The sequence below is a fragment of the Nakamurella antarctica genome (assembly GCF_003860405.1).
In the GTDB taxonomy this organism is placed as follows: domain Bacteria; phylum Actinomycetota; class Actinomycetes; order Mycobacteriales; family Nakamurellaceae; genus Nakamurella; species Nakamurella antarctica.
In genome coordinates this window covers 1,731,277-1,757,680 of sequence record NZ_CP034170.1, presented here as the reverse complement: position 1 = coordinate 1,757,680, position 26,404 = coordinate 1,731,277, and the positions used below count along the sequence as shown (strand labels likewise).

At 60.6% G+C, this 26,404-nt stretch carries 23 protein-coding genes; 15 read left to right on the top strand and 8 right to left on the bottom strand.

The window, feature by feature from the left end:
* Positions 1–60: 60 nt before the first annotated feature.
* The 7 genes from EH165_RS07650 to EH165_RS07620 are packed head-to-tail and all read left to right on the top strand — an operon-like array spanning position 61 to position 7,608.
* The gene (locus tag EH165_RS07650; protein ID WP_124798944.1) at positions 61–1,683 is read left to right on the top strand and encodes an ABC transporter substrate-binding protein; all 1,623 of its coding nucleotides are present in this window, start codon (positions 61–63) and stop codon (positions 1,681–1,683) included.
* Between the two features lie 23 nt (positions 1,684–1,706).
* Positions 1,707–2,657, top strand: coding sequence for an ABC transporter permease (locus EH165_RS07645; protein WP_124798943.1), 951 nt, complete (start codon positions 1,707–1,709; stop codon positions 2,655–2,657).
* 32 nt (positions 2,658–2,689) lie between these two features.
* A complete protein-coding gene (locus EH165_RS07640; protein ID WP_206426209.1) occupies positions 2,690–3,532 on the top strand; it encodes an ABC transporter permease in 843 nt (280 codons plus the stop codon).
* Positions 3,529–4,341, top strand: a complete 813-nt coding sequence (locus EH165_RS07635; protein WP_124798941.1) for an ABC transporter ATP-binding protein — start codon at positions 3,529–3,531, stop codon at positions 4,339–4,341. Before EH165_RS07640 ends, EH165_RS07635 begins: the two co-directional genes overlap by 4 nt.
* A complete protein-coding gene (locus tag EH165_RS07630) occupies positions 4,338–5,255 on the top strand; it encodes an ABC transporter ATP-binding protein (RefSeq protein WP_124798940.1) in 918 nt (305 codons plus the stop codon). The genes EH165_RS07635 and EH165_RS07630 overlap by 4 nt, the downstream gene beginning before the upstream one ends.
* Positions 5,225–6,505 carry a M20 family metallopeptidase gene (locus EH165_RS07625; RefSeq protein WP_206425856.1) on the top strand — a complete coding sequence of 427 codons (1,281 nt, stop codon included), beginning with the start codon at positions 5,225–5,227 and terminating at the stop codon, positions 6,503–6,505. Before EH165_RS07630 ends, EH165_RS07625 begins: the two co-directional genes overlap by 31 nt.
* Before the next feature lie 20 nt (positions 6,506–6,525).
* Positions 6,526–7,608 (top strand): P1 family peptidase, encoded by a 1,083-nt coding sequence (locus EH165_RS07620; protein WP_124798938.1) that lies wholly within the window; start codon positions 6,526–6,528, stop codon positions 7,606–7,608.
* 8 nt (positions 7,609–7,616) lie between these two features.
* On the opposite strand, the gene EH165_RS07615 is transcribed toward EH165_RS07620, so the two are convergent.
* Positions 7,617–8,432, bottom strand: a complete 816-nt coding sequence (locus EH165_RS07615) for a DUF6636 domain-containing protein (RefSeq protein WP_124798937.1) — start codon at positions 8,430–8,432, stop codon at positions 7,617–7,619.
* 144 nt (positions 8,433–8,576) lie between these two features.
* Here EH165_RS07615 and EH165_RS07610 point away from each other — a divergent pair, with 144 nt between their 5' ends.
* From EH165_RS07610 to EH165_RS07600, 3 genes are all read left to right on the top strand, one after another.
* Complete coding sequence (locus tag EH165_RS07610) at positions 8,577–9,266, top strand: DUF998 domain-containing protein (RefSeq protein ID WP_124798936.1); 690 nt, start codon at positions 8,577–8,579, stop codon at positions 9,264–9,266.
* A gap of 210 nt (positions 9,267–9,476) precedes the next feature.
* Positions 9,477–10,859 carry an NAD(P)/FAD-dependent oxidoreductase gene (locus EH165_RS07605; RefSeq protein WP_124798935.1) on the top strand — a complete coding sequence of 461 codons (1,383 nt, stop codon included), beginning with the start codon at positions 9,477–9,479 and terminating at the stop codon, positions 10,857–10,859.
* Positions 10,860–11,072: 213 nt separating this feature from the next.
* Positions 11,073–11,744: a GNAT family N-acetyltransferase gene (locus EH165_RS07600; RefSeq protein ID WP_124798934.1), complete on the top strand. Its 672-nt coding sequence runs from the start codon at positions 11,073–11,075 to the stop codon at positions 11,742–11,744.
* Between the two features lie 40 nt (positions 11,745–11,784).
* Here EH165_RS07600 and EH165_RS07595 read toward each other — a convergent pair whose 3' ends face one another.
* Complete coding sequence (locus EH165_RS07595) at positions 11,785–13,452, bottom strand: ABC-F family ATP-binding cassette domain-containing protein (protein WP_124800385.1); 1,668 nt, start codon at positions 13,450–13,452, stop codon at positions 11,785–11,787.
* Between the two features lie 95 nt (positions 13,453–13,547).
* Between EH165_RS07595 and EH165_RS07590 the strand changes: the two genes are divergently transcribed.
* Entirely contained in the window at positions 13,548–14,249 is a 702-nt protein-coding gene (locus EH165_RS07590; protein WP_124800384.1) for a queuosine precursor transporter, read from the top strand.
* Here EH165_RS07590 and tgt read toward each other — a convergent pair.
* The gene (gene tgt, locus EH165_RS07585) at positions 14,246–15,457 is read right to left on the bottom strand and encodes a tRNA guanosine(34) transglycosylase Tgt (protein WP_124798933.1); all 1,212 of its coding nucleotides are present in this window, start codon (positions 15,455–15,457) and stop codon (positions 14,246–14,248) included. The two genes, EH165_RS07590 and tgt, sit on opposite strands and share 4 nt — an antisense overlap.
* A gap of 60 nt (positions 15,458–15,517) precedes the next feature.
* Entirely contained in the window at positions 15,518–15,958 is a 441-nt protein-coding gene (locus tag EH165_RS07580; RefSeq protein WP_124798932.1) for an SRPBCC family protein, read from the bottom strand.
* A gap of 65 nt (positions 15,959–16,023) precedes the next feature.
* Between EH165_RS07580 and EH165_RS07575 the strand changes: the two genes are divergently transcribed.
* Together EH165_RS07575 and EH165_RS07570 are read left to right on the top strand one after the other, a co-directional pair.
* Complete coding sequence (locus EH165_RS07575) at positions 16,024–16,902, top strand: DNA-formamidopyrimidine glycosylase family protein (RefSeq protein WP_124798931.1); 879 nt, start codon at positions 16,024–16,026, stop codon at positions 16,900–16,902.
* A 101-nt stretch (positions 16,903–17,003) separates the two neighbouring features.
* Entirely contained in the window at positions 17,004–17,378 is a 375-nt protein-coding gene (locus EH165_RS07570) for an FKBP-type peptidyl-prolyl cis-trans isomerase (RefSeq protein WP_124798930.1), read from the top strand.
* Between the two features lie 98 nt (positions 17,379–17,476).
* On the opposite strand, the gene EH165_RS15420 is transcribed toward EH165_RS07570, so the two are convergent.
* On the bottom strand, positions 17,477–18,454 hold the full coding sequence (locus EH165_RS15420) for a VldE C-terminal domain-containing protein (RefSeq protein ID WP_164479157.1): 978 nt from the start codon (positions 18,452–18,454) through the stop codon (positions 17,477–17,479).
* Between the two features lie 256 nt (positions 18,455–18,710).
* On the opposite strand from EH165_RS15420, the gene EH165_RS07560 reads away from it, so the two are divergent.
* Positions 18,711–19,628 carry a DNA-3-methyladenine glycosylase family protein gene (locus tag EH165_RS07560; RefSeq protein ID WP_206425854.1) on the top strand — a complete coding sequence of 306 codons (918 nt, stop codon included), beginning with the start codon at positions 18,711–18,713 and terminating at the stop codon, positions 19,626–19,628.
* A 61-nt stretch (positions 19,629–19,689) separates the two neighbouring features.
* Here EH165_RS07560 and EH165_RS07555 read toward each other — a convergent pair whose 3' ends face one another.
* The 3 genes from EH165_RS07555 to EH165_RS07545 all read right to left on the bottom strand — a co-directional run bounded on the left by EH165_RS07555 (position 19,690) and on the right by EH165_RS07545 (position 25,405).
* Complete coding sequence (locus EH165_RS07555) at positions 19,690–20,163, bottom strand: type III secretion system chaperone family protein (protein ID WP_124798929.1); 474 nt, start codon at positions 20,161–20,163, stop codon at positions 19,690–19,692.
* Positions 20,163–23,213 carry an eCIS core domain-containing protein gene (locus EH165_RS07550; protein WP_164479156.1) on the bottom strand — a complete coding sequence of 1,017 codons (3,051 nt, stop codon included), beginning with the start codon at positions 23,211–23,213 and terminating at the stop codon, positions 20,163–20,165. Before EH165_RS07550 ends, EH165_RS07555 begins: the two co-directional genes overlap by 1 nt.
* Positions 23,214–23,377: 164 nt before the next feature.
* Positions 23,378–25,405, bottom strand: a complete 2,028-nt coding sequence (locus EH165_RS07545; protein ID WP_164479155.1) for an ATP-binding protein — start codon at positions 25,403–25,405, stop codon at positions 23,378–23,380.
* A gap of 428 nt (positions 25,406–25,833) precedes the next feature.
* Between EH165_RS07545 and EH165_RS07540 the strand changes: the two genes are divergently transcribed.
* A complete protein-coding gene (locus tag EH165_RS07540; protein WP_124798926.1) occupies positions 25,834–26,403 on the top strand; it encodes a Pvc16 family protein in 570 nt (189 codons plus the stop codon).
* Position 26,404: the final 1 nt, after the last annotated feature.

Genomic DNA, 26,404 nt, shown 5'->3' with positions numbered 1-26,404 from the left:
GTCGCTTGCAGCTGCTGCGCGACGCACTCTCTCACCACGGAGGTTGAATTGAAGTCCACCATGAAGGCCACAAAGTTCCGTTTCCTGACCGTAGCTGTGAGCGCGGGATTATTTCTGAGCGCCTGCAGCGCAGGGGCATCGACAAGTAACACCTCCGCAAATGCGGTGCCGGCTACCAGTAACTCGCCCGCGGCCACCGCAACTTCCAGCTCCGCCGACCCCAGCGCGGCTGGCACAGAGAGCAGCGCGAATACTGCGACCTCTCAGGCAGCGCCGGCGGCGGGGGATTCCGCGCTGACGGTAGGTTTCATCCTCGAGCCGACAAGCCTTGATTTCACCCAAGTCGATGGTGCTCAAGCTCCGCAAGCGCTGCTGGTGAATGTGTACGAGGGTTTAGTGAAGCAGGACGACGCGCGCGCCATCGTCCCGGCGCTGGCGAAAAGCTGGACAGTATCCGCCGATGGGACGGTGTATGACTTCGTGCTGCAGTCGGGAGTGAAATTCTCCAACGGGGATCCCTTCAATGCTGCGGCGGCGAAGTTTTCTATCGAGCGGGTCAAGACCGGATGGCTGCCCTCGGTTAAATCTGGCATGGATGTTGTTTCGGCTGTCGACGCCGTGTCTGACACGGAATTGAAGGTCACGCTATCCAAGCCGTCAAACTCGTGGCTCTATGCCATGACCACGCGCATCGGCGCCATGTTTTCGCCCAACGGTGTTACCGACCTTGCGAACGCGCCCGTAGGCACCGGCCCGTATAAGTTCGACTCCCGCGTACCCGGTGACAATATTGTTTTAATCCGCAACGAGTCGTACTGGGGTACCCCGGCGGCCGTCAGAAAGGTCACCCTGCGGTATTTCCAGGATCCCAACGCGATGAATAACGCCTTGCTCACCGGCGGTATCAACGTCATTTCATCTATTCAGACGCCAGAATCAATGGGCCAATTTGCCGATGCAGCCAAGTACCAGACAATCGTGGGCAGTACCAACGGTGAAGTTCTACTGACGCTCAATAACGCCACTGGCCCGACCGCGGATCTCAAAGTGCGCCAGGCAATTTCCTACGCGCTCGACCGTAAATCCATCCTCGACGTCGCGTGGAGCGGGTACGGTTCGCTCATCGGAACCCACGAGGCCCCCACGGATCCGTGGTTCTTTGACGAGGATGCCTACCCTTTTGATCCGGCAAAGGCCAAGGCTCTTCTCGCCGAGACTGCCAACCCCACCCCAACGCTGCGGCTGACCCTTCCGCCGACCGGATACGCCAGCGCCGCCGCGCCGTTGGTGATCTCGCAGCTGGCCGATGTGGGTATCACTGTTACCGACAGCAACGTCACGTTCCCAGTGTGGTTGGACCAGGTTTTCAAGCAGGCTGACTACGACATGACGATTATCAACCATGTTGAACCTCGGGATGCTGCAGCATTGTTTGCCAACCCTGAGTACTACCCGCGCTATAACAACCCGCAAGTTCAGGCCCTTTTTGCCTCTGCCGATGCAGGTACGCCCGCGCAGCAAATCACGGACACCACGGCGGCGCTGAAGCAAATCGCCCAAGACGCGGCGTCAGTGTGGTTGTGGTCCTTCCCGAACCTCATCGTGGCGGACGCCAATATCACAGGGATTCCGAAGAACGCGATCGGTGAAGCCTTCGATTTCACAACGCTGGCTGTGAGCTAGACGCCCACGAGAGCTGCTCGCTGATGCTGTGGCAGCTGTTGCGACGGTGCTTGATCTTCCTGGTCAGCACCGTCGCAGCGTCGTCAATTATTTTCTGGATCATCGACTCCGGGTGCGGGCCCGCGCAGACCGCACTCGGAGTGGGTGCGACGCCGGACTCTGTGGCCGCGTTATGCCATCAGACGGGTCTGGACAGACCGCTTCTCGTGCAGTACTGGGACTGGTTCAGCGCTGCCATCACCGGGGACTTCGGGACCTCGTACATTAGCCAGCGGCCGATCGGCCCGCAGATTTTCGATCAGCTCAGTGTGACGCTGTGGTTGGTCGCCGGGGGAATTGTCGTGGCATTGCTTGTGGCGGTTCCGCTGGGCATGGCGAGCGCGCTACGACACGGGAAGGTCTCCGGTAGCCTGCTGTCCGGCATCTCACAGGTGGGCATCGCTGTCCCAGCTTTTGTCGCAGCACTTCTCCTCGTATTGCTTTTTGCCGTCAAGCTCCGGTGGCTACCCGCCAACGGATATGTGGTGCCGGCGCAGGATCCGGCCCAATTCTTCGTCCACATGTTGTTGCCATGGTTGTCCCTGGGTCTGGTCCAAGGCGCGGTGCTTGCCCGATATGTCCGTAGCGCAGTCTTGGACGAGCTCGGTCAGGATTATTTGCGGACCGCCCGCGCGAAGGGTTTGACACCGGCGGCGGCGCTGCGCCGCCACGGCCTGCGCAATGCCTCGATTCCGGTGTTGACGGTCATTGGCGTGCAATTGGTGACGGTGCTCGTGGGAGCGGTGGTCATCGAGCGAATCTTCACCATCCCCGGTATTGGAAAGGGCCTAGCGGATGCGGCGCAAGGGCAAGATTTGCTGACCGTCCAAGGAATGGTTCTGACCTTGGTAGTGGCAGCGCTGTTGATCTCTTTCGTAGTGGATGTTTTGTACACCGTCATAGATCCGCGTCTGCGGCAGCAGGCGAGCACATGACGACCCCACATCAGGATGCGGACCCGGCGATGATGGCGCCCGGCAAGTCCCCGCGTCAGCCGTTGAGTCCCTTGGTGATTTTTGGTCTCCTCGTGGTGGGGTTGGTTGTCATCGCCGCAGTGGTCTCATTCTTTTGGACTCCGTTTTCGCCGATTTCGACAGATCTCAAGAATCGCAGCGTCGGACCGTTTGTCGGTGGGCACTGGCTGGGGACCGATAGGACCGGCAGAGATACTGCAACCAGGTTGATGCTCGGGTCACAGACGACGCTGTACGTGGGTCTGGTCGCGGTAGGAATCGCGGCCGTCATCGGTACGCCGCTAGGGATTCTTGCGGGGATGGTGCGCCCAGGCTTCTCGGAGTTCCTGATGCGCACCAACGACATTCTGCTCGCGTTCCCTGCACTTTTGCTGGCGCTTATCCTGGCGGCGAAGTATGGCGGCTCGGTGACGACGGCCATGGTGGCGATCGGAATCGCGTCGATTCCTGGCTTCGTCCGTGTGCTCAGGTCCGCGACGATGCAAGTTATGGGCACCGACTACGTCAAGGCTGCGAGAGTGGCGGGACGTAGGGGAGGCGCCATCGCGGTCCGTCACATCCTCCCCAATGTCGCCGGCCTCATCATTGTGCAGGCGTCATCCGCCTACGCCATCGCTATTCTGGCCGAGGCAGCGCTCTCCTTTCTGGGGCTCGGGGCGCCGGCAAGCGTGCCGTCGTGGGGACGCATGCTCTACGAGGGGCAATCGACGATGACGGTAGACCCGATGGTCTCGGTGTGGCCGGGGCTCGCCATCGCGGTGGCAGTCCTGGGATTTAACCTTTTGGGCGATGGCCTTCGAGACCGGTTTGATCCCCGGATGGCTGCGAAGAGATGACGAAAGCTCAACCTCCGAGGTTTAGTGGGCCGATCCTCACCGTGCGGGACCTGCGAGTGAGTGCGGGCGGTTCCGAGCTGGTGCACGGAGTCAACCTGGAGGTATGGCCGGGTGAGCGAGTGGGAATTATCGGCGCGAGTGGCTCAGGAAAAACCTTGACCTGCATGGCAATCGCCGGTCTACTATCCGACGGGCTCCGAGCAACGGGGAGTATCCGGTTGGCGGGTATCGACAAGGACCTCATCGGGGCAAAGGAATCGGCGCTAGCCCGGATTCGAGGGTTACGGACCGGAATGGTCTTTCAGGAGCCGATGACGGCGCTCAATCCCACGATGAAGATCGTTTCCCAAGTCGCTGAGGTGATGTGGCAGCACGCCAGGCATAGCAAGCGGGATGCCAAACGAATCGCTGTGGAATTGCTGGCCGCCACAGGGCTACCTGACCCGGAGCGAGTGGCCAAATCCTATCCACATCAGCTATCCGGGGGCCAGCGTCAACGAGTGGTCCTGGCTATTGCGCTCGCTAACAGCCCGGACTTGCTCATCTGCGACGAGCCCACCACTGCCCTGGACGTCACGGTCCAGGCAAAGGTGCTGGGCCTGATCGACGAGAAAGTAGCTCAGGTCGGCGCCGCTCTCCTGTTCATCTCCCACGACCTCGCGGTCCTCGCTCAGGTCTGCGACCGGGTTCTGGTGATGTTTGACGGCTCGGTGGTGGAAGAGGGCGACGTGGCAACTGTTCTCACCAAACCGGTGCACGAGCACACGATTTCACTACTACGTGATGCTGAACTGACGGGGGCGCCATGACCCACCATTCGTTCGTGCCCGAAGAGGGAACCACGGAGTCCACTGGGGGAGCCACGGACGCCGCAATAGTGATTGATCACGTTTCCCGCGAGTTCCGCAGCAGACGCTCCTCGCTCTTCGGACCAGCGCCAGTCGTGCACGCCCTCAGCGACGTGAGTTTGGTGGTTCCCCGACGATCACGATTTGGGATTGTTGGCGAGTCTGGTTCGGGCAAAACAACTCTTGTGCGTTTAATTGCAGCCTTGGACAGACCAAGTTCCGGCCGAGTGGTGATTGATGGCACCGACATCAGCACTCTCACTGATAGGCAACTTCGCCCGACCCGCAAACGGTTGCAGTTGGTATTCCAGGACCCGATGGGATCGTTGAATCCGCGCATGCGGATCGGTGAGATCGTTGGCGAGCCACTTCAAGTTCAAGGAGCCTCGGGTATCGCCGACCGGGTTGCCGCTGTGCTGGAGCAGGTGGGGATGCCAGCATCGGTAATGAATAGGTACCCCCACCAATTTTCTGGCGGACAGCGCCAACGCATTTCGATCGCGCGCGCTATCGCGCCCCGGCCGGCGATACTGCTTGCCGATGAGGCTGTTTCGGCATTGGACGTGACAATTCGAGCCCAGATTCTGCAGCTTCTCGATGAGCTTGCCACCGTCGAGGATTTCACCATGGTGTTCGTCTCGCACGATCTTTCGGTGATCCAACGTGTCTGTGACAGGGTCGCTGTCCTTCATCGAGGAAAGCTCGTGGAGACCGGCACTATCGACGAGGTGTACGGGAGTCCGCAGGAGGAGTACACCCGCGAACTTCTTGGCGCTGTACCGACTCTGGAGCGTGGACTGGCTAGCGCGCTGGAACGACAGGCTTGCAAGGCGGCGCGCGAGCCATGGGCGAGCAACCACAGCGATGGGGCATGATTGTGGGCATGGCCGACAGTGAAGTAGTGGCGTTATTTGATCGCGTTTTACACCATCTCGACACTGAAGCAGCGGTGCAGCTCACCGGCGAGCTGGTGCGGTTGCGGACGGTCAACGACGGTCCGACCGAGGCTGGTAGCCCCCCCGTGGTGGAGGAACCAGTGGCCTCGCTCGTTTCGAGTCTGATGGCATCGTTCGGGTGGGAGGTTCTGCGAACAGAAGCAGCACCAGGCAGGCCCAATATTGTGGGTGTGGTGCAAGGCCAGGGGCCTGGCCGCACACTGATGTTCGAGGGTCATTCGGATGTGGTGACAGAAGGCGACCCAGCATCTTGGTCATTCGACCCCTACGCCGGCGACATCGTGGACGGAAATCTGCGGGGGCGTGGCTCGGCGGATATGAAAAGCGGTATCGCAGCAGCCATCTGGGCGGCGCGCGGCGTCGAACTAGCGGGCTTTTCCGGCCGGATTCTCGTTGGGGTCCTCGCGGATGAAGAGGGGATGATGTTGGGAGCAAAGCACTTTGCCGCCTCCGACCTCGCCGCCGAAGTGGATGCGGTCATCATTTGTGAACCCGAGGCGGGCGAAATCTGCACCGCCAGTAAGGGCGCCATCAGGATCAGGGTAGAGATGGCCGGGAAAATGGCTCATGGCGCAATGCCGCACCAGGGGGTAAATCCGATTCTCGCCGTAGGGCCGCTGCTCATGGGTCTAGGCGAGTTGCAAAGCGCTCTGAGCGATCGCTACCCAGCTCATCCGACTTTGGGTGAATTCTACTTAACACCAACGGTTGTCGAGGCAGGTACGCGGGAGCAAGGGAACGTGATCCCCGAAATTGCCGCGGTGCATCTCGACATCAGGACTATCCCGGGAATCGACCATGACGGTCTGATTACGCTGATCACAATTCTCACCGAACAAATCGCGACTGAAGCGGGTCTGCGAGCGAACATCATCATCGTGGACGACAGGCCTCCGGTCGAGATTTCTGAGGATGCCGCTGTGGTGCGCGCACTCGCTCTGGCTCATGAGCATGTTGTGGGCACACCGCCCGTGTATGGCGGAGTACCCGGCACCACTGACGGAACGATTCTGACCCGAGATGCGGGACTGCCCACCGTGGTGTACGGACCGGGTGGAAAATGGATCGCCCATCAAGTGGATGAATTTGTAGCAGTCAGCGACATAGTGGAGTCCACCAAGGTTTTCGCGCTGGCCGCCGCGTCCTTCCTGTCTGCGTCTGCTTTGTGAACGGGGGGACGGAAGGGGCGATGACTCTCCTCAACGCGCTTGCTGATGTTGCCGGGATCAGGGTGGGCCATCACACCGCCATCGGCGATGGATACCAAACGGGCACCACCGTGGTGCTGGCGCCGCCGGGCGGGATGACCGCTGGTGTTGATGTTCGCGGCGGCGGCCCGGGAACCCGAGAAACAGACTTGCTGTCGCCGCTGGCGACAGTGGAGAAAGTTCACGCCCTCGTGCTCAGCGGCGGCTCGGCGTACGGATTGTCCGCAGCCTCGGGTGTGGCAGAAGCGTTGGGACAACAGGGCATTGGCATCGCAGTGGGCGCCCGTGCGGACGAAGTGGTGCCGATTGTTCCGGCCGCCGTGGTGTTCGACCTTGGCCGCGGTGGGCGCTTCGGCGCACGACCCACCGCCGAATTTGGCGCTCTGGCGGTAACGGCAGCGCAGGAGAATTCACCCACCCAAATGGCGGCGCAAGGCAGCATCGGTGCAGGAACCGGGAGTTGTACGGGTCGGTTCAAGGGTGGCATTGGTCAAGCCAGTGCGGTCCTTCCCAATGGCACGATCATTTCTGCTTTGGTCGTAGCCAACGCCACCGGCATCCCTTTCGATCCGAAAAGTGGTGCGCTGCTGGGGGCTTCGCTGATGCGACCCGAGGATGGGCCCACACCGAGTACGCCCACGGAAGGCGACGCCGCGGCGCTGCGCGCTGTTGCAGCGCAGATCGGGGTTGGCCTGGCGGATGCGTCAGCGGCGGTGACGGCGGCAGCAGCGGAATCTATTAGCCACACCACCTTGGGGGTGGTTGCTACCGATGCAACTTTGACGAAGGCACAATGCGCCAAGATGGCCGGGATGGCACACGACGGGCTCGCTCGAGCCGTGAACCCGGTGCACACCATGTTCGATGGGGACCTGTTCTTTGGCGCCGCTACCGGTGAGCGGCCAGCGCCCGACCCGGGGGAGCTCTACCATCTCTTCGCTGCCGCTGGCGATGTTGTCACGCGGGCGATGATGCGAGCAATGCTGGCGGCCGAAACCACCACCACCGAGGCTGGGTGTTGGCCCAGTTACGCCGACACTGCGCCGAGCATATTTACGAGCTGAGTCCTGTATCAGGAAATCGTGTACGAGCTCTTAGCCAAGCGGAATCCGCGCCCTGTTGTGAGGTTTTTGCACGTCATTCCATTCTCAGCTGAGGCGCAGGTGAAATTGCCTCCTGTGACTGACTGTCCGTAGCCGAGGACGGGATAATTCGCATCGGAGATGGTGTCGCCGATACACCCGCCCAATTCCGCGACGCCAGCTCCCTCGATGGAAACCGTGCCGGCATGCCACCCGATCTCGGCGCCGCAGCTTGTGTGAGCGGGTACCGCATAGGTGAATTCGCCGATATCGCAGCGCACAGATGGGTAGCTTGGGTCTGTCTGAATCAGGCAGTTGATGTTGCCGGACGGGGACTGGAAACCGAGGGCTCCGTAAGAATTGGGCGTGATGCCGGAGCCGCCACCGGCGGGGTTGGCCCCCGGGGCCGGCGCAGCTGGTGGTGCGGTTGCCGTCACGGTCACCACCTCCGTCACCTGCGGCCCAGGAATCATGACGGTCGCTGGCGCAGGAGGGGCTGCAGAAGCGCCAGTTGTGGGACCCGTCGCGCTCGGGGTTGCCCCTGCAGAGGCCACGCTGGGTAGACCTGAATCCGTTGACGCCCCACTTGTTGACGCCCCACTCGTTAACTGAGCTCCTGCCGAGGCAGGAGTGGTCATGACGGACGGCAGCGCGTTGGCACTCGCACTGGGCGCGCCGGTCGACGCAACGACCGTCGAGGTGCCCTTTCCTGCCACGCTGTCTGTGCCGGAACACGCCGCGAGGAACAGGACGGAGACACAGACATATGCGATGGGCGTCAAAATTGCGCGGCTGGCAGTGAACATAGGTTCAAACTAGAGGACAAACCGCCCCAAAGCGGGTATTTTCTCTGCTCGGATTGGGTGCGGAGCTATCTTCAGAAGTAGCTGCGTGGGCAGCATCGCTGGTTAGGCCTCCCTCTTCGGCAGACGTAGGGACAATTCCGGGCGGTGATCGGGGACAATATTGTGGTGCGCAGATGGCGAATTCTCGGATCTGCCCTCGCTGCTGCCACCTTTTTTCTCGCAGTGGCGGTTCAGGCTGTTGCCGGTGAGTGGTACCCACCTCCTGTCTCGATGAGTCAGTACGGGGTGGGGCCAAACGGCTGGCTATTTGCGCTCTGGATGCTGGCATTTGCTGCAACCCCGCTGGTACTGACGCGGACGCTGCGCCCGCGCTCTCGAACGGGCCTCACCTTGTTGACCATAGGCGCGATTGGCGCGGTGGTGATGGCATTGGTTCCCACGGACCCGGGCGGTGCACAGCAGTCGTCAACCGCGCAGATTCACACGGTGGGTGCGGTACTGGGGCTGGCGTTTGTTCCGATGGGCATCCTCTCCTGTCTCTGGGGCATAAGAGGACCTTGGCGCGCGGGCGCTGCTGTCTTAATGGCAGCGGTCGGGGTGAGTCTGATTCTCCTTCTCCTGGCGGCGAATGGGTGGGATAACACGGGGCTCGATTCAGTGCCCGATCCGGTGGTTCTCGGTACCGCGCCAAATAGCGCTGGCGCGCCCAGATCCTGGGCATTTTGGCAGTCGGTTGCGGTGGTGTGCGACCACGCGATGCTCGCTCTCATGGTCGGCTCGGTGTGGTGGGAGCTGCGTCCGCACCCTCGGGTGTCTCAGCAAGGCGCTTCTTAGCCCGAACAAGCAATCAAGGTAGGAGATTTCAGTTTCGTTCCGAACCGATTCAGTGATCGGAGTCACACTCTACCCCAGAGGCTTGTGAAACTTTTCACAAAGTGGCTGTTTTAGGGCACCTGATGGTCCCGGTGTTACACAGAAGTCACCAAAACCGCCTACTTTGGACAGAGTAAATGTCAGCTATCTCCGCACACCGCGAGGACCCTCATGAGTGCCCCAAGCACATCTGCCCGACCTGTCGCCTCAGCGCGTCGCCGCCCCCACGTTGTCATCCTGGGAGGTGGTTTTGCGGGCCTCGGCGCCGCAAAGGCACTCAGGAGTTCTGATGTGGACGTGACGCTTGTCGACCAACGCACCTACAACACCTTTCAACCGTTGCTCTACCAAGTGGCAACGGCGGGGTTGAACGCGGGAGACGTAACCTTCTTCCTCCGCGCGGCTCGGATGCGCCAACTGAACCTGTCGTTTCGGCACGGGGAAGCCGAGTCCATCGACTCGGAGAATCAGATTGTCAACTTCACTGACGGCGGCAGCATCGACTACGACTACCTAATCGTGGCAACCGGCGTGACCACGAACTACTTCGGTACCCCCGGCGCGGAAGAACACACGCTTGCTATTTATTCGCGTCAACAGGCGTTGACGCTGCGCGATCGCATCTTCACACAACTCGAGCACGCAGCAGCGTCCAACGACGGCAAGAACGCTCCCGAGCTCACGATGGTGGTTGTTGGCGCCGGGGCCACGGGCGTTGAGACCGCTGGCGCTCTGGCAGAGATGCGCAACGACGCCATGTCAGTCGTGTACCCGGAGCTGGACCCGCGTCGCACCCACATCGTGCTGATCGAGATGGGCAAGTCCGTCCTGCCACCGTTTAAGGAACATCTGCGGGACTACGCGGAGAAGGAATTGCGCGAGCGCGGCGTCGAGCTTCGTCTCGAGACTTCTGTGAAGGAAGTCAGCGCAGACGGCGTCACCCTGGGTACCGGCGAATTCTTGCCCGCCAAGGTGGTTGTCTGGGCCACCGGAGTAACCGCGCCAAAGATCGTCAGCAGCTGGGGACTTCCGCAGGGTCGGGGTGGTCGCATCACCGTCGAAAGCGACTTGCGGGTCACCGGGTTTGAGAACATTTTCGCCACGGGCGATATCGCCATTGGGCCAGAGGCGCTTCCGCAGCTGGCGCAGCCCGCTCTGCAGGAAGGCGTTCGCGCTGGCAAGAACATTGCTGCGCTGATCACCGGCCGGCCCACAGAGGCTTTCAAGTACAAGGACAAGGGCACCATGGCCACTGTCGGACGTCGTGCTGCCATCGCCGACATCGCGTTGCCGTTCGGGAAGTCGATTCAACTCACCGGCACGCTAGCCTGGTTGGTGTGGCTGTACGTGCACATCGCTACCCTGCTGGGTAACCGCAACCGGTTGGCGACATTCGTTAACCTCGTGACGAAGTACATGGCGCCCTCACGCCGGACCAACCCCATCGTGGGTGACGTGCCAGTGTTCGACCGCGTGTCGGTCGCGCCCGCAGCGAAGGCGAAACAGGAAAAAACAGTAGTGCCAGCGCCGGTGAAGGTCTCAGCCGGAAAGTAGTTCAGCAGCAACGTCTCTCACGACAAAAGGTTCCCATTCCCTCGCGGGCATGGGGGCCTTTTGTTATTTCTACCGCTGGGAGCACCTATCCAACTGTCACGGATTCGTCGGTAGTACTGCGAGTTCGCGACTCGGCTGTACTGCCCGATACTATGCAGGTAGTGAGGTCTGACTGGCGGTGTTCACGCAGATGCAACGAACGGGGACCCATTTATGGCGATGGAGCGGATTGTCGATGATCCCGCAGCAGCTGCAGACGCGATAGCTGCAGGAGGGCTGCTGGACCGTCATTGCCTTCACATGGTCCTGGACCTGCCCGGATTCTCCAGGCGGCAGGTGGGCGCGGTAGGCAGAGATACCACTCACTCACTTCCGCGGGGTTTCGCGATCGCGCCTATGTCACCAGACCGAGCGAGGGAATACGGCTCCGTCATCGCAAGGGCGTACCCAGCCGCGCACCCTGACCACGAGCCCACCGATTCCGACCCTGAATCAGCCGGACAGGCTGTCCTTGACATCATGGCCGGCTTAGTGATGGGTCCGTGGATCGCCGCAGCTTCAGTGCACATATCCGACCAGACCGGCCGCATCGTCGGGCACATCCTTATCAGCGAGACCACATCCCACGGAGCCGGTGTCGCCGGGCCTTTTGTGACGGATATTTGCGTCGATCCGGCTGCCGCCCGCAGCGGCCTAGGAGGTGCTCTGCTCGCTGAGTCGGCATGGCGTTTGGCAGAAATTGGTTGGCCTGTCGTAACTCTGGTGGTGACGGTCGGAAATCCGGCACAACGGCTGTATGAACGGCAGGGTTTTCGCGTGGTTGCTGAATCTTGGCGGATCGAGACGCAAACGGAGCAGCCTAGTAAATCGCCCGTGCCGACGTAACCACGCCCAAAAGTTAGATATCTGCTTTACCGCTGCCGGACTACTCCTGACTGACCTGCCCGCCCGATACTTGCCATCGGCGGTTGAGCGTCACGGCCTCGAGCATCCGCCTATCGTGCGTGACGAGAAGCAACGTGCCCTCGTAGGTGTCGAGCGCCTGCTCCAGCTGTTCAATCGCGGGCACATCGAGGTGGTTGGTGGGTTCGTCCAGTACCAGCACATTAACCCCTCGCGCCTGCAGGAGCGCTAGGACCGACCGGGTTCGCTCACCGGGGGAGAGTGCGGCAGTGGGACGCAGCACGTGGTCACTTTTCAGCCCGAATTTGGCCAGCAGCGTTCGGACTTCAGCAGCGGGCCACTCTGGAATCTGGGCAGCAAATGCCTCCAGCAGGTTGAGGCCGCTGGTCAACAAGGAACGCGCCTGGTCAACCTCGCCGATAGCCACCCCGGTGCCTAAAGACCAAGCCCCCGAAGTCACTTCGATGCGTCCAAGAAGCGCTGCCAGCAAGGTGGTTTTGCCGCTCCCGTTCGGCCCGGTGATGCCGATGCGGTCGCCCGAATTCACTTGCAGACTGACCGGACCCAGCTGAAAATCTCCGCGCCGCACCACCGCCTCATTGAGGGTCGCGACAACGGATCCCGACCGCGGCGCGACGGCGATCTCTAGCTGCAGTTGCCATTCCTTACGGGGCTCTGCCACCTGGGTAAGGCGCTCAATGAGCCGCTCCGTCTGGCTGATCTTCGCGGCCTGTTTTTCGGTGCCTTCTATCCGGCTGGCACGGCCGATCTTGTCATTGTCTGGCGCTTTCTTTGCCGACTGCGCACGCAATCCTTTGTCGGTCCAGCCGCGTTGCATGGCAGCACGGTTTTCCAGTCCGGTGCGTTTGTCATTAAATTCCTCGTACTCATCGCGAGCGTGCTGCCGCGCCAAAGCGCGCTCTGCCAGATAGGCCTCGTAACCGCCGCCGTAGACTGCGACCTGCTGTTGCACGAGGTCGAGCTCCACCACCGTGGTTACACAGCGAGCAAGGAACTCTCTGTCGTGGGAGACCACGACGATGCCACTACGTTGCTCACGGACAAATCGCTCCAAGCGGGCAAGCCCCGCGAGGTCAAGATCATTAGTCGGCTCGTCCAAAAGCAAGATGTCGAAACGAGACAACAGCAGCGCGGCCAGTCCCACGCGCGCCGCTTGGCCGCCGGAGAGCGTCGTCATCTGGCTGTCCTGGCTGACGGCTAAGCCCACGTCGGCCATGGCTTGTTCGGTGCGTTCGGCGAGATCTGCTGCGCCAATGGCTAACCAGTGATCGAAGGCATGAGAATATTGATCTTCCACTGAATGCCCCGCTATGCCAGGTACCAGCACCGAGTCGCCGCCTGCCAACGCCTGGGTGGCGCTATCAAGTTGGGCTTGGGCTGCGGCTACCCCCGTGCGACGCGCGAGGTGTTCGAGAACCGTTTCACCATCTAGCCTCTCGACCTCCTGGGGCAGCCATCCCACAATCGCATCGGCAGGCGCCAGCGTCACAGAACCAGATTCCGGGCTCGCTGCTTGTGCGAAAAGCCTGAGCAGCGTTGACTTTCCGGCTCCATTCGCGCCCACCAAGCCGATCACCGCGCCTGGGGCAATCACCAGGTCGAGACCGCTAAAAAGTGTTCTGTCCCCGTGTCCGGCTGCAAGGTTTTTGGCCACCAATGTCGCACTCATAGTGTCCTCGATCATGCCAGGTCCGGCAGCTGTGGCCGTCCTACGATAGTGATGTCCGCGGCAAGGACTTTGCCGTGGCCCAGCGAGCTGCTTGGATGATCCACGTGACAAAACCGATTTCGAACTTTATCGAACCCGCAGTGGTGAGCTCGCGAAGCGTCTACCACATCGTGGTCGCAGCCTTCTGCGCGTTGCTGTTGATCTCCAACGTCAGCGCAGTCAAGCTCATCGATTTTGGTGGACCGTTCATTACCGACGGCGGCGCTCTGCTGTTCCCGCTGACGTACGTTCTCGGCGACGTTCTCGCTGAGGTGTACGGCCTGCGCGCGGCCAGGCGCACCATCCTGCTAGGTTTCGCCATTTCGTTGACGGCGACGCTCAGTTTCTACCTCGTTCAGATGACGCCGGCACAGTCTGATTGGGGCTTACAGGATTCCTACGAGAACATTCTCGGTTTCGTCTGGCGGATTGTGCTTGCCAGCATGTGTGGGTACCTGGTCGGACAGTTCCTCAACGCGTTCGTAATGGTGAAGCTAAAGGAGAGGTTCGGCACGGGGCGCCTCTGGGTCCGCTTGATCGGATCCACCATCGTGGGCGAAGCCGCCGACACCATGGTTTTTTGCACCGTCGCCTTTGCAGGGGTGTTGTCCGCCTCAGACCTGTGGTCCTACATCACGGTCGGTTTTCTCTGGAAGGTGGGAATCGAAACGGTGATGCTCCCGGTGACCTACCGCGTCATCAAATACGTGAAGAAGCGGGAGGCTATCCAGGACGTTGTTCCGATCAGTGCACGCTAGCTGTAGTAGCTGCCCAGGAACTGCTCCTTGAAGTCGAAAAAGGTCCCGTCGTTAATGCTGACTCGGATGTCGTCGACGAGCTTGACGATGAATGCTTCGTTATGGATTGTGGCCAACGTGCACGAGATCATCTCCTTCGCCTTGAAGAGGTGATGCAGATAAGCCCTGCTGTAGTGGGAGCAGGTGTAGCACCCGCAGTCCTGGCTCAGTGGACCGAAATCTCGACGGAACCGGCTGTTGGTGACGTTGACTCGACCGACTGGCGTATAGATGGCTCCGTTACGCGCAACCCGCGAGGGGGAGACGCAGTCGAAGGTGTCGATCCCGTTTTGCACCGCCACGAAGATATCGTCGGGTTCGCTGATCCCGAGAAGATGACGGGGTTTGTCGACAGGAAGTTCCTCGTTGACCCAGCGGACGATGGTGCCGAGGTTCTCCTTCTCCAAAGCGCCGCCGATCCCGAAACCGTCGAACCCCATTTGGCCCAGATCGCGTGCGGCTTTGCGTCGCAGATCCTCATATTGCGCGCCTTGGATGACGCCAAACAACGACTGGTAGGGCTTTTCCGCGCGACTTTCGGTGAGTGTGCGGTGTTCGGCAATACAGCGCAGCGCCCACAAGCGGGTCCGCTCCAGTGACATCTCCTGGTACTCCCGCGTATTCATCAGGGTCGTGAGCTCATCGAAGGCGAAGATGATATCGGCGCCCAGCTGGTGCTGAATCTGCATCGATACTTCCGGGGTAAAGCGGTGCAGTGAACCGTCTAAGTGGGATTTGAAGGTAACCCCGTCGTCGTCAACGTGTGCCAGTCGGGTTTTGCCTTCGGCGATCACGTCGTCAGCGCGGACATTCCCCGCGTCCATTGCCAACACTTTTTTGAACCCGGCGCCGAGGGAGAGCACTTGAAAACCACCGCTGTCGGTGAAGGTGGGGCCCGTCCAGTTCATGAACTTCCCCAGGCCACCTGCCTCGTCGATGAGGTCCGAGCCTGGCTGCAGGTAGAGGTGGTAAGCGTTGGCCAGCACCGCTTGTGCACCTAAGCCGACCATCGATTCCGGGAGTACGGCCTTGACCGTTGCCTTCGTTCCCACTGCGATGAAGGCCGGGGTGGCGATAGTGCCGTGGGGCGTTGAGATCACGCCAGAGCGGCCGAGCTCGCTGTGTCCGAGTTCGGTGGTCAGTTGGAAGTTGCTTTCGGCGTCAGACACCTCCACAGCCAATCAGAGCAGGCACTGATTGGTGAAACTGGAAGTCTCTCCTCAGCGCGTCTAAGAGGCGACCATCGAGTCGAGTTTGGTGCGCATGCCGTCGATGGCGGGCTTCGCGAGCTTTTGGAATGTGCCCTTCATAAACGGTTCGGCTACTTTGAGAATCCCTTTGAGGCTGAACTCGGCGCGATAGGTAACGGTGGCGCCATCGGCGCTGGGGAGAACGGTGATGGTGTCCACCGAGATCACGGTTTTATTTTCACCGCGCAGCTGGATGTGGTCTTCCCCGATTTCTGTGACCACGTACTCGATGGGCTGCCGCTTACCGCGAAACTCCGCCTCCGCATAGTATTTCGATCCCACCGCTGCTGGCCCCTCGGAAATTTTACGAACCACGGGGGTGCCCGGGTCCCACTGCATGGTGTGCTCGAACTCGCGCAAATAGGCGAAGGCCTGGGGGGCATCGAGCTTGCTGATGAGGGTTTCTTCCACGGTGATCACCTACCCGAGCCTAGTCCGCAGATCTCTGCGGCGCGGCAGTGTGCGCCGGTGTGCAGAATGGATGGATGCCGGAGCTTCCAGAGGTCGCCGCCTTGACGTCGTTCGTCGCCGAAAACGGAGGCGGGCAGAAGGTTTCGAAAGTCAGCGTGTCAGCATTGGGCTTGCTCGCCACGGTTGAACCCGCACCCGCGGCTTTGGTTGGTGCCACTCTGACGGCAACGACCCGGCACGGCAAATTTCTTGACTTCCAATTCTCACCGTCTTCTTCGAGACAGGCGGATCGGCCAATCCACTTGGTGCTGTTTTTGGCGCGAGCTGGCTGGCTTAGGTGGTCCGACGCACTCTCTTCCGTTATGCCGAAAATGGGCGGACCCATAGCAATGCGGCTGTGGTTCGAGAATGGATCCGGTTTTGACCTCACCGAGGCTGGAAGTCGCAAATCAATGACGTTGTGGTTGGTGAAGGATCCACTGCAGGTACCGGGTGTTGCGGCCCTAGGTCCGGATGCGCTGACCCTCACTCTCGAGCAGTTCGCAGATTTAATGGCTCGGAGCCCGTCGCGGGTAAAAAACGTCATCACCGACCAACGGAGCTTGGCAGGTATCGGCAACGCCTACTCTGACGAGATCCTGCACACCGCAATGGTTTCGCCGTTCGCGGTTGCGAAAAAGCTCACGGATGACGCCGTTGCTCGCCTCTACGCTTCGATGCGATCGGTACTCATCACGGCCAGCTCGCGATTAGAGGGCCAAGAGGCTGCGCGGCTCAAAGGCGAGAAGCGCAGCGGAATGCGGGTTCATGGAATGTTCGGGTTGCCGTGCCCGGTGTGCGGGGACACCGTGGCGCAGGTCGAGTTCGCCGACAAGAGCCTGCAATATTGCCCGACGTGCCAGACCGGGGGACGCAAGCTCGCTGACCGGGGAATGTCGCGACTGCTCACCTGACTCGGGCCTGCCTCGCCAGAGCTGCCGATGCGCTAGGGCGACGGGCGGCGGGCTTCGGGCGACGGTGTGCATCCGGGGCGCCCGTGCGGTTGGATAGGGGGATGACTGATACCTCTGCCTCCAAGCCCGAAGTTGACTTCCCCACCGGGCCCGCGCCCGCCGAGCTGGAAATAACCGACATCACCCTTGGCGAAGGCGCCGAAGCAAGCGCTGGCTCCACCGTGGACGTGCATTACCTGGGCGTGGAGTTCGATACCGGCGCCGAGTTCGATTCCTCATGGAGCCGCAGCCAGTCCATCAATTTCCCGTTGCGTAGCCTCATCGCTGGCTGGCAGGTGGGCATCCCCGGAATGAAGGTGGGCGGCCGCCGCAAGCTAGTTGTGCCGCCGCACCAGGCGTACGGCCCAGCCGGTGGGGGACACCAGCTTTCGGGTAAAACACTGATCTTTGTGATTGATCTGCTAGGCGTGAGCTGATCAGGCCGCCTGGTCGCTGAGCCCCGTAAATCTTGATGTATCCGGGGCTCAGCGACCACTGGAACGGCATTTTTTGGCAGGCGCACCCCGCCGAGTGGTTAAAACATAGACACGTGCACGTGGTCGTAATGGCAACCGGTGACATTGGCCGGGTTGGGACAGCCATACACCGATGAGTTGTAGACGTCCCAAGGCTCGACCGGCGTGGCGGGTTCCCAGATTTTTCCCTGCCAGATCACGTACTTGACCCCCAGCACTGCCTGATTTGCCACCAGCCAGTTCGCCATTTTCCAGCCAGCCGCCACGCCAGCAGGCGTGCGGTAGTTGAAGAACAGGTCGCACGCTCGTCCCCCTGGGTGGTCCGACGCGCCTGCGCGCCCCGATACGCACCCGATATCGATCATCTTCAGCTGGCCCGACGCGATTACCGCTTCGACCATTTGCAGCGTGCGCGGAGTCAGCTTATTGGTAGGGGAAGTAGAAGGGTCAGGGAGGCTGGCGGCTTCCCTGAGCCACTGAGTGTTCGTGACTAAATTCGGCGCCACATAGGCCACTTCGCTATTTCCGGGGGGCTGAATCTGCCCCGCCGTGGTTTTGGCGGAAAAAAGCATCCACAGTGCGTAGGCATCGACGAGTTGTACCTCGCCAGGCTTCGGCCCGCTGGTGGTGGGTGCAGTGGTGGTGGGTGCAGTGCTGCTGGATCCGCTGGTGCTGGGTGTGCTGGTGGTGGGTGCGCTGGTGGTGGGTGCAGTGGTGGTGGGTGCAGTGCTGGTGGATCCAGTGGTGGCCGGCGCCGTGCGCGCTGCGGTCTGCGTCGCGTCGCCCTTCTCGACGCCCTCTGAGGTTAGGTCGGCCGGCGCTGCTGTGGTCACCGGTGCTGCTTCGGCCGGTTGGGAGCCATTGTCCTCGGAAGCAGTGGCAGCGCTGGTGCTCTGGGTGGCAACGGCGTCAGGAGGAGTGGCGGCAGCAAGGGTGGTGGGACCTACCACCCCGGCAATCAGGATCGTGAGGAATGTCAGCGCGTTGCGCACCGTTGGGCGGGGAGGGTTGAGCAGTCGTAAATTCGAGTGTCGCACGCAGATTTCTCCTCAAGGCAGCGGTACTTGTCCATTGTGGTGGTGACACAAGGGACAGAATGAACAGTCTCGAATATCTTTAGAAGGTCTAATTTTTTCACCGTATGTAACTGCAATGCTACTTTACGTGATCAAAAGGCAGAGAGACCACGGTCGGTATTCTGAAGTCGGGGAACGCTGATTGTCAGCGCTTTTGTCTTACTCTCGCGTCCACATACTTTTAACAACAACAGTTTTCGGGGAGGGAGCCAAGCACGTGACAGATCCCGTTCGCTCCATCGTCACCTGTTGGCGTCCCGCATACCCGGTGAATATCCGGTTGGTCCTCTCGCCCTTGCGCCGTGGCGGTAGTGATCCGGTCCATCAAAACGCCCCCGATGGCGCAATCTGGCGAACAAGTCGGTTGTCGTCTGGACCGGTAAGTGCTCGTATCTGGCAGCGGGGCCTGCACGAAATCCATGTCCGAGCATGGGGCCCGGGCGCGGCGGAGTTCATCGAGTCGGTGCCAAAGTTGCTGGGGGCCACAGATGACGTCGCTACATTCCAGCCCGGCCATCCCTTGGTGGCGGATTCAGTCCGTCGTTCGCCCGGTTTGCGGCTTTCGCACACAGGAGCAGTTTTGGAATCGTTGGTGCCTGCAATTCTTGAACAAAAAGTTGACGGTGGGTCCGCGCGAAGGTCGTGGGCTTATTTGGTGCGGGCCTATGGTGAACCAGCTCCAGGGCCTACCCCGTTTCCCCTGTGGGTAGTGCCAACGGTGCGGCAGTGGCAGCTAGTGCCCTCCTGGGTCTGGCATACCGCAGGGGTGGATCCTCGCCGCGCCGCCACCATTATGGCGGCCTTGAAGATGATTGAAACAGTGCAGGCTGTTGGCGCCGCGGGTGGCCAGGCCGCTCTGATGAGGATCCCAGGGGTCGGGGTGTGGACGGCTGCTGAAGTCGCCCAACGAGTGTGGGGCGACGCCGACGCTCTCTCCGTGGGTGATTTCCACTTGGCAGCATTTGTGGGTTGGTCGCTGGTAGGCCGCAAAATAGACGACGAACAGATGGTGGCACTCCTACGGCCCTGGGCCGGCCAGAGACATCGGGTGGTGCGGCTGTTGCAAAACCACCCAGCGGCGGTGAAACCTAAATTTGCACCACGAATGACGGTGCAGGACCACCGCGCGCATTAACACCCGGCAGCGATCTGAGTGCGTTGAACACCTTCCCTGTCACAGCAAGGAGAAAGTCCAGCTAGATGCTGCTGGCGGCCTGGATAGCAGACATGTTGCCCGACCCCACTGCCCGCACCACTGAGTCGTAAAGTGCGCCCGCCCGTTCGACCTCGTCGAGCGCGTTGATCAGAAAGGCGGACTCTGCATCTCTATTCACCGAGTCGTTGCCGATCTCTGCCCCCGCCCGCACAGAAACGATGCCGCTGTCTGGATCAAATTCAAAAGCACTGGTGTACAGATCGCAGTTTGCTCGCGCTACAAATTCCAGCATGAGTGAAACATACTCGTGGGCAATAACTTTGGGCCACACATAGTAGAAGACGACGGTACCGGTGGAGGGTTTGGCGACACCAAGAACGTTCTCGGCACCGTCGCGAGTTGCGAGCACGTCGAAGGTTTCAAGGTCCCAGTCTGTTTTAACCAGACGCCCATCGTTCTGCAGCGATGCCACCGTGCGCTCCAGAAGGCTAGGCAGCACGGGGGTGTCGGGCATTAGACCTTCGCCAATGCTTGCGCGCGGTCGACGAGCAGCGCTTCAAGTGCGCCGCGAGCCTCGTCGTTTTCGGGCAGTGCAATCGCGTCAGTAATGACGGTGTCGTCGAGCTTCTCTACCATTTCCATAAAATTCTGAAACTGATCTGCGGTTGCTGAACGGAAGAGCCGAAGTTTTCCAACGGTCAGCAGCACGTGATTTTCTTCGGCGGTCGGCTGCTGGCTCTGGCCTTTGCCATCCGCCGCCTCTTTCGCAGTTTTTACCACCGATGTTTTGTTCAACGATCGGTCAAACTTGTCCGCCCCTTTGAACATCATCTTCAGCCGCCAGCGAAAACCACGAGAAGTGCCGCCCTCCAGGCTGTTCCGGTCGGAAGCGAGCGCCCCCGTTTTGGACCACTTGTCGCCAACGCCCTTGGCAGAGGTCAGGACACCGCCCGCTGTTTTCTTGAAGCTCTGGTAGGCCGTCAGGGGGTCGCCGGATTCGCCGATTTCACCCAACACAATTTCCCGGATCTTGCCGATCTTGCCTGCGGCAATGTCCGCCTCTTCGACGCCGTGGCCCAGTAGGAACTTGATAGCGATGGGGTCCTTTTTGTCCTTTGCTTGGACGATGATCCCGTCCACTGCCATCGATGGGTCCTTGCGGAGTTGATTTTCTGCCGCGCCTTCGAGCGATAGCATCGCGTCCTTCCGCGACGACTGCGCTTGGACGGCAATAACTTGGTCGGCAATGAAGTGGCCAGCCGTGTGCAAAAGGTCGATGAGTTTGACGCCCGCTTGTACCGCCACCGGTATTCCGTAACCACCGCCGCTGGCAACTGTGGCGACGCTGGTGGCAAATTCGCTGATGCTGATGGCAGTGTCCCAGACGGTTTGTTCCAACTTTTTGGCATAGACCGAGGCCACGTGTTGCAGTGGGTAGATCATGACGTCGACGCCCGTGCCGTTGGTGCGTGAGCGAGCCTCAAAGAGTTGATTGCTGGTGTCGTTGACGCGCATGGACATGTCCGCCAAGCTCAGTGCGTTCCTCACGATTGACATCACCGTGATGAAGATGTTGAAGCCGGGGATGACGCTTCCTACCGAAGCTGTGATTCCTGGGCTGATAGCTTTCGCCAGCTCGGCAGAAGATCGACCGACCCCTGCGACCGAGCTGGCGCCCTCCGCACACGCCTTTGCCGCCCGCATAATGTTGCGGGGTGTGCGCTCGCCGTGCGCCGTCTGGATCGCTTTGGCCATCTTCATAATGCCGCTTACAGACGAGATAAGTCCGGTAAAAATGCTGGTGGCAGAACCAAAGCCGAGAGATGCCTGTGTCTCGACGGAGACAGGCTTCACCACCACTTTGTCGTGCGCCTGGCCATCATCAACTCGCTTTTTACTGCTGTTAATCGCTTTGGCCAACCCACCGATAATCGGTATCTTCTCCTCTAGGGGTGCTGGCTCCGTTGCTGTGAATCCGGCCTTGAGCTGGAGTTTTTTGTCCTTTGGCGTGCCGACCTTCTTCAGCGCCCCTTGGATAGGCAAGCTTGCTCCGTTGAGCACTCCGCCGGCGATACTGCGTCCTTGATCGACGATGTCGGTAGCAGTCTCGAGCCCGCTTCCCGTCTTCTTCACAGGTGCGAGAGAGATGTTGGTCCGCTTGCGGGCATCGCGCAAGGCGGCTTCCACGATGGCACCATCCGTGGGGCGATTTTTGAGCGTGGCCTTGTCGGTAACTTTGCCCCAGGTGAGGATCTCGGCGTGCTGCTCGAGTACGTCCTCGGGTTGGGGATTGGGATCGTCAATGTTCGCGGCTGTCAAGCGTGCAAGCTCGGTGACGTACTCGTCATACACGCGCTCCACCCGCTTCGACAGAAGTTGGCCGTGTTTAGTATCGGCGCGGACTGCATCGTCAACCCTGTCGAGGTTCCGAGCCTTCCGGACAGCGGCAGTGAGTCGCTCGGCAGCTGTCTCTCGAGGTGGTCTCAGAGCGCGCATCTCAGAATTTGCTTGTTTCAACCAGACGTACTCGTAGGCCTTATCGATGCATTCCTCGGTGTACTTTGCCATTTCAGCTTCGTGGGTCTGTTTCACAGACTCGTCGGCTGTCAGCATTTTTGCTTCCTGCGCGGGGTCGATTCCGAGCTTGATGAAATCGGTAACGACCTCCTTTTCCATTGCTAAAAGGCGGTCGAACTCGGCGTACAGTGCCACGGCTTTTGGACTGGATTTGTCGCCTGCAGTTTGCTCTAGAGTGATCGCGTCCTTCGTGGCTTCGCGGGACTCCTTACCTAGTTTCCGTTCGCCTTTGAGCCGCTCATCCTCTTCGCGCTCATTGGCCTTCGCCTTTTTGTTGGTAGCCTTTGCGGCTTTGGTCTGCTCCTTTTCTGCCGCCTTCAGCTCAGCCTTTTCTTTCTTCTTTGTTTCGGCTGCCTCGATCTCCGCGGGGGTCTTCTTCGACCCGAACAGTCTGCCTATCCCGTCACTGTTTTGCATGGTGTGTGCTATCTCATGCGCCAAAACCCTTTCCCCGGCTGGGGTTTCGGGCGAGTACTCGCCGGCACCGAAGAAAATATCCTTGCCCGTGGTGAAAGCTCGCGCGGACACTGACCGGCTTAGAGCAGCTGCCGCAGAATCGGTGTGAACGCGAACGCCGGACAGACTTTGATTGAACCCAGACTCCAGCCGCTGGCGCAGGGGCCCGTCGAGTGCGCGACCCCCGCCTTTACGACTAATGATGCGACTGGACAGGTCGCTGTCGAGAGCGCCTCCAGCGAAGCCGACGTGGGCGGAGCTCCCACCGGGTAGCGCGCTGCGCTGGATGTGATCGCAGCCCGCTCCATGGCGGTGTGCGTCGGCACCAGGAGCTGACCCGCCCCCGTCGAGCCGGGCGAGCGCCCGATCGGCGCGCGCGTCGGCATCAGCTTCGGCAGGATCCAAAGCATGTCCCACGGTCAGCACTGCCCCGAGAGGTGCGTGTGGCACTGCGACAGGTAGAGCCGTCTCACGCGCCGGCGGCTCTGCAGCAGCGAAGAGTTGTTGCCCACTAGGACGTTCGTTACCCACGGGCACCATTCCTTTAAGAGAGTCAGACGACGTTAAGTCTGAGGCTGATTTTTACACGAATTGAGGCATTTGTCCGCGTAGAGCACCTGCAAGAGTGCAGTGGTGAGAACGTTTTCACCCAGATGCGCGCCAGCACCACCGAACTCCGACGTCCGGATCGCCCGTCAAGCCTTCGAGTGATGAACACTGCCGCTTTGCCACGGGCCGCCGGGAGGGCGTCGGCCAAGTTTCGTGTACTCCCGCAGTACTGCCGCCACCAAGTGCCGCATGCCAACGCCTTCACCTTCAGCAGTTGCTGCGTAAGCGGCAGAGAGCACGATATTACGGATGTCCCCGCCAGCAATTTCGAGTGCCCCAGCGAGGCTATCGACCGTGATCGGATCCTTCTGGTCCAACCGACCGATGCTTTCGATGTGGTGCTGCCAGAGCCGTTGCCGGGTAGGCACATCGGGGTCGGGAAACGCGATGATGAAATGCAGCCGCCGCGCAAAGGCGGGGTCGAGGTTGCCGCGTAGGTTGGTCGCGAGAACCGTGATCCCGTCGAACTGTTCCATACGCTGAAGCAGGTAAGCCACCTCTTGGTTGGCGTATCGGTCGTTCGAGTCTTTGACACTCGAGCGAGTTCCGAAAAGCGAATCGGCCTCATCGAAGAACAGCACAGCGTTCAGGGACTCGGCTTCGGTGAAAACTTTCTCGAGGTTTTTTTCTGTCTCGCCGATGTACTTGCTGACCACACCGGAAAGGTCGACTTGTATCAGGTCCATGCCCAAGGTATCGGCAACTGCATGGGCAGCAAGGGTTTTCCCTGTTCCAGGACCACCAGAAAAGAGTGCGCAGATCCCGCCGCCTTTCCCGCCTTTTCCTTGAAGCGGTCCCTGCGCCAGAACCTCGTCGCGGTATCGCGCCCAGTCCAGTAAACGCTGCACCTCGGCAGCGATCCGTTCCGGTAGCACTAAATCCGACATGCGCACCGAGCCAGCATCGGCGAACTGGTTGCTGGGCCCGCGTCCTAGTTGGCGGGCAGAGGTGCGGATTTCGACTTCCAGAGGGTGCGCGCGGGCAGCCAATCTGCGCATGAGACGTGCATGCCGGCTCACGATGCCGATGTTTTCTGGACTCAGTCGCAGTGCTGAAATGTCTCGTGAGATGCCGCCGCCATCGAGCACCGGCGACCACAGATTCTCCCGGTCCGCGACTGACAGCGTGGGTGCATGGACACATACGGGCAGGTCGATACCCCAAAGGGGATTCCAGCGTTCGGCACTGACCGCGATGACCGGGAGCGGGGTAGCAGCCAGCATGGACAAAGAACCACTGAGCAGCTCAAGGCCGTGAATGATCAATATTGAGCCGGTAAGACAAGACTCCATCACTAGCTCTGCCAGGCTTTGTTGCAAAGATTCCGCCTGGCTTGTAGAACGCTGAAGCATGCCGTTCTCGCCCATTTCGGGGCGTTCCAGGAGAGACGGGTGTCGGTGTAAATCAGCGACGAGAGCTGCTGCGTCAAGCATCTGGCACGCAGCCAGGGCCATCGACGCGCCCGCCGAGCCAGCTGGCCCCTGGATCCAAATAAGAGGTTGCCCCTCCTCCAGCGCAGAGGCCACCAGTTCGACACTGCCTAACGGAATCGATGGCAAGGAAACCAGCAGAGGCAGCAGTGATGCGGGCGGAAGATCATCGCCGATTGCTTGGCTAGCGACTCGGCAGGGGACTCGGATCCGTCGGCTGTGTAGAGCATCTGCGCCGTCGAGGGCGATGAGCCGGAGTCGGAGAAGGGGCGCGAGGCTGTGCAAGCGCGCTCTTGCTGCGGGCGCGGTCGGCGAGATACCTGCCAGCTCCAAGGCGAGTGCAACCGTTGGGCGGCCGGGGCCCGCATCTCCTGCCAGCAGCCCCGTGAGTAAGTGCACGGTGGGGTGTAGCTCCGCAGCCAGAGCAGTGGTGAGCAGTGCGATATCGATTGCACAGAGGCCGAACCGTTCGGCCCAGCCGGAAGGCAATTGCCACGCAGCTGCATCTGCGGGCTCGTGGGCCAAAACGCCGACAGCGGCTTCAGCAATTTCCTGGTGTTGCCAGTGCATATCGTTTCTGACTTGGACGGCCGCAGCGATCGCTCCCCGCAGGTTGAAGGTCGCCCCCACCACCACGCGCGACTCATCTATCGACAGCAGAGATAGTGAAGCCGCAGATTCCACTATCATCTCCTCCGAGTTAGGGCCGCTGAGACGGCACTCGCTTCAACATTTCTCATCATTGCGCCCCTAGCGGACGCCTAGGGCCCTTCGGCGCTTTCGCGGGAAAGTTCCACTCTTTTGAGAGACTCTTCCACCCGTAGGCAACGCTTAGCCTCGTTGGTGCAGCGCATCTCGCTCTTCGTCCACTTTCGCCGCAAGCTGCATTCACTCAAGAGCGAAGGCTGCTCGGCTGTTTAGGTGGTTGGGCAGTCGCTGCACTTGACTGCGGGTGACAATGCGCAGCCTCGATGGACGGATCTGCGGACCGGGGTGCCCGGATGCGACTGGACTAAATCGGTATACGGAATGCATCGTGAATGCACGCGGGGCGTTTGCGCGTTTTGGGTCATTTTGTGTGACCCCCGCGAGGTTCACTTGGAGAGCGCGCAATGATCATTCCCACCCTCGACAGCGGTCTCGAGGCGTTGGTCAGACACGAACTCGCGTTGTCCGAGTCGGTGGGAGATGTCTCCTTCGATGCCCCCTCGGGGACCTGGTCAGCGCAGTTGAACCGGATCACGGTGAACCTGTTCCTTTTTGGGATCGGTCGATCGCCCCAGCCACCACGCCCCGCTATCGAGCGGCCGGGACCGGATGGAAGAATTGAGCGCCGTCCCCAGCTGCCCATGCTGCAGGTGCACTACCTGGTCTCGGCGTGGGCAGGCACCGTCCAGGATGAGCACCAGCTGATTGGTGATCTGCTGACCTGTTTCATCCTGAATCAGGTCCTACCGGCACAGCATTTGCCTGCTCAGGTGGCTGCGGGCATTCAACTCGCGGTGGCTCCGCACGATAACAATCGCGCCAAAGATGTTTGGTCCACCGTCGGCGGGCATATCAAGCCGTCATTTGAATTGATCGTCACTACAGCAATCGACGCGCTGCCGTTTGCGGACCTCCCGACGTCAGTCGCACGAATCCAAGCCATGGTTGCGCCCGTGCCGGATCTGGCGTCCTAGC

Bases quoted from the DNA above. Each gene is read 5' to 3' on its own strand.
- EH165_RS07650 (WP_124798944.1), top strand. From the start codon at position 61: ATGAAGGCCACAAAGTTCCGTTTCCTGACCGTAGCTGTGAGCGCGGGA.
- EH165_RS07645 (WP_124798943.1), top strand. From the start codon at position 1,707: ATGCTGTGGCAGCTGTTGCGACGGTGCTTGATCTTCCTGGTCAGCACC.
- EH165_RS07640 (WP_206426209.1), top strand. From the start codon at position 2,690: ATGGCGCCCGGCAAGTCCCCGCGTCAGCCGTTGAGTCCCTTGGTGATT.
- EH165_RS07635 (WP_124798941.1), top strand. From the start codon at position 3,529: ATGACGAAAGCTCAACCTCCGAGGTTTAGTGGGCCGATCCTCACCGTG.
- EH165_RS07630 (WP_124798940.1), top strand. From the start codon at position 4,338: ATGACCCACCATTCGTTCGTGCCCGAAGAGGGAACCACGGAGTCCACT.
- EH165_RS07625 (WP_206425856.1), top strand. From the start codon at position 5,225: ATGGGCGAGCAACCACAGCGATGGGGCATGATTGTGGGCATGGCCGAC.
- EH165_RS07620 (WP_124798938.1), top strand. From the start codon at position 6,526: ATGACTCTCCTCAACGCGCTTGCTGATGTTGCCGGGATCAGGGTGGGC.
- EH165_RS07615 (WP_124798937.1), bottom strand. From the start codon at position 8,432: ATGTTCACTGCCAGCCGCGCAATTTTGACGCCCATCGCATATGTCTGT.
- EH165_RS07605 (WP_124798935.1), top strand. From the start codon at position 9,477: ATGAGTGCCCCAAGCACATCTGCCCGACCTGTCGCCTCAGCGCGTCGC.
- EH165_RS07600 (WP_124798934.1), top strand. From the start codon at position 11,073: ATGGCGATGGAGCGGATTGTCGATGATCCCGCAGCAGCTGCAGACGCG.
- EH165_RS07595 (WP_124800385.1), bottom strand. From the start codon at position 13,452: ATGAGTGCGACATTGGTGGCCAAAAACCTTGCAGCCGGACACGGGGAC.
- EH165_RS07590 (WP_124800384.1), top strand. From the start codon at position 13,548: ATGATCCACGTGACAAAACCGATTTCGAACTTTATCGAACCCGCAGTG.
- EH165_RS07575 (WP_124798931.1), top strand. From the start codon at position 16,024: ATGCCGGAGCTTCCAGAGGTCGCCGCCTTGACGTCGTTCGTCGCCGAA.
- EH165_RS07570 (WP_124798930.1), top strand. From the start codon at position 17,004: ATGACTGATACCTCTGCCTCCAAGCCCGAAGTTGACTTCCCCACCGGG.
- EH165_RS07555 (WP_124798929.1), bottom strand. From the start codon at position 20,163: ATGCCCGACACCCCCGTGCTGCCTAGCCTTCTGGAGCGCACGGTGGCA.
- EH165_RS07540 (WP_124798926.1), top strand. From the start codon at position 25,834: ATGATCATTCCCACCCTCGACAGCGGTCTCGAGGCGTTGGTCAGACAC.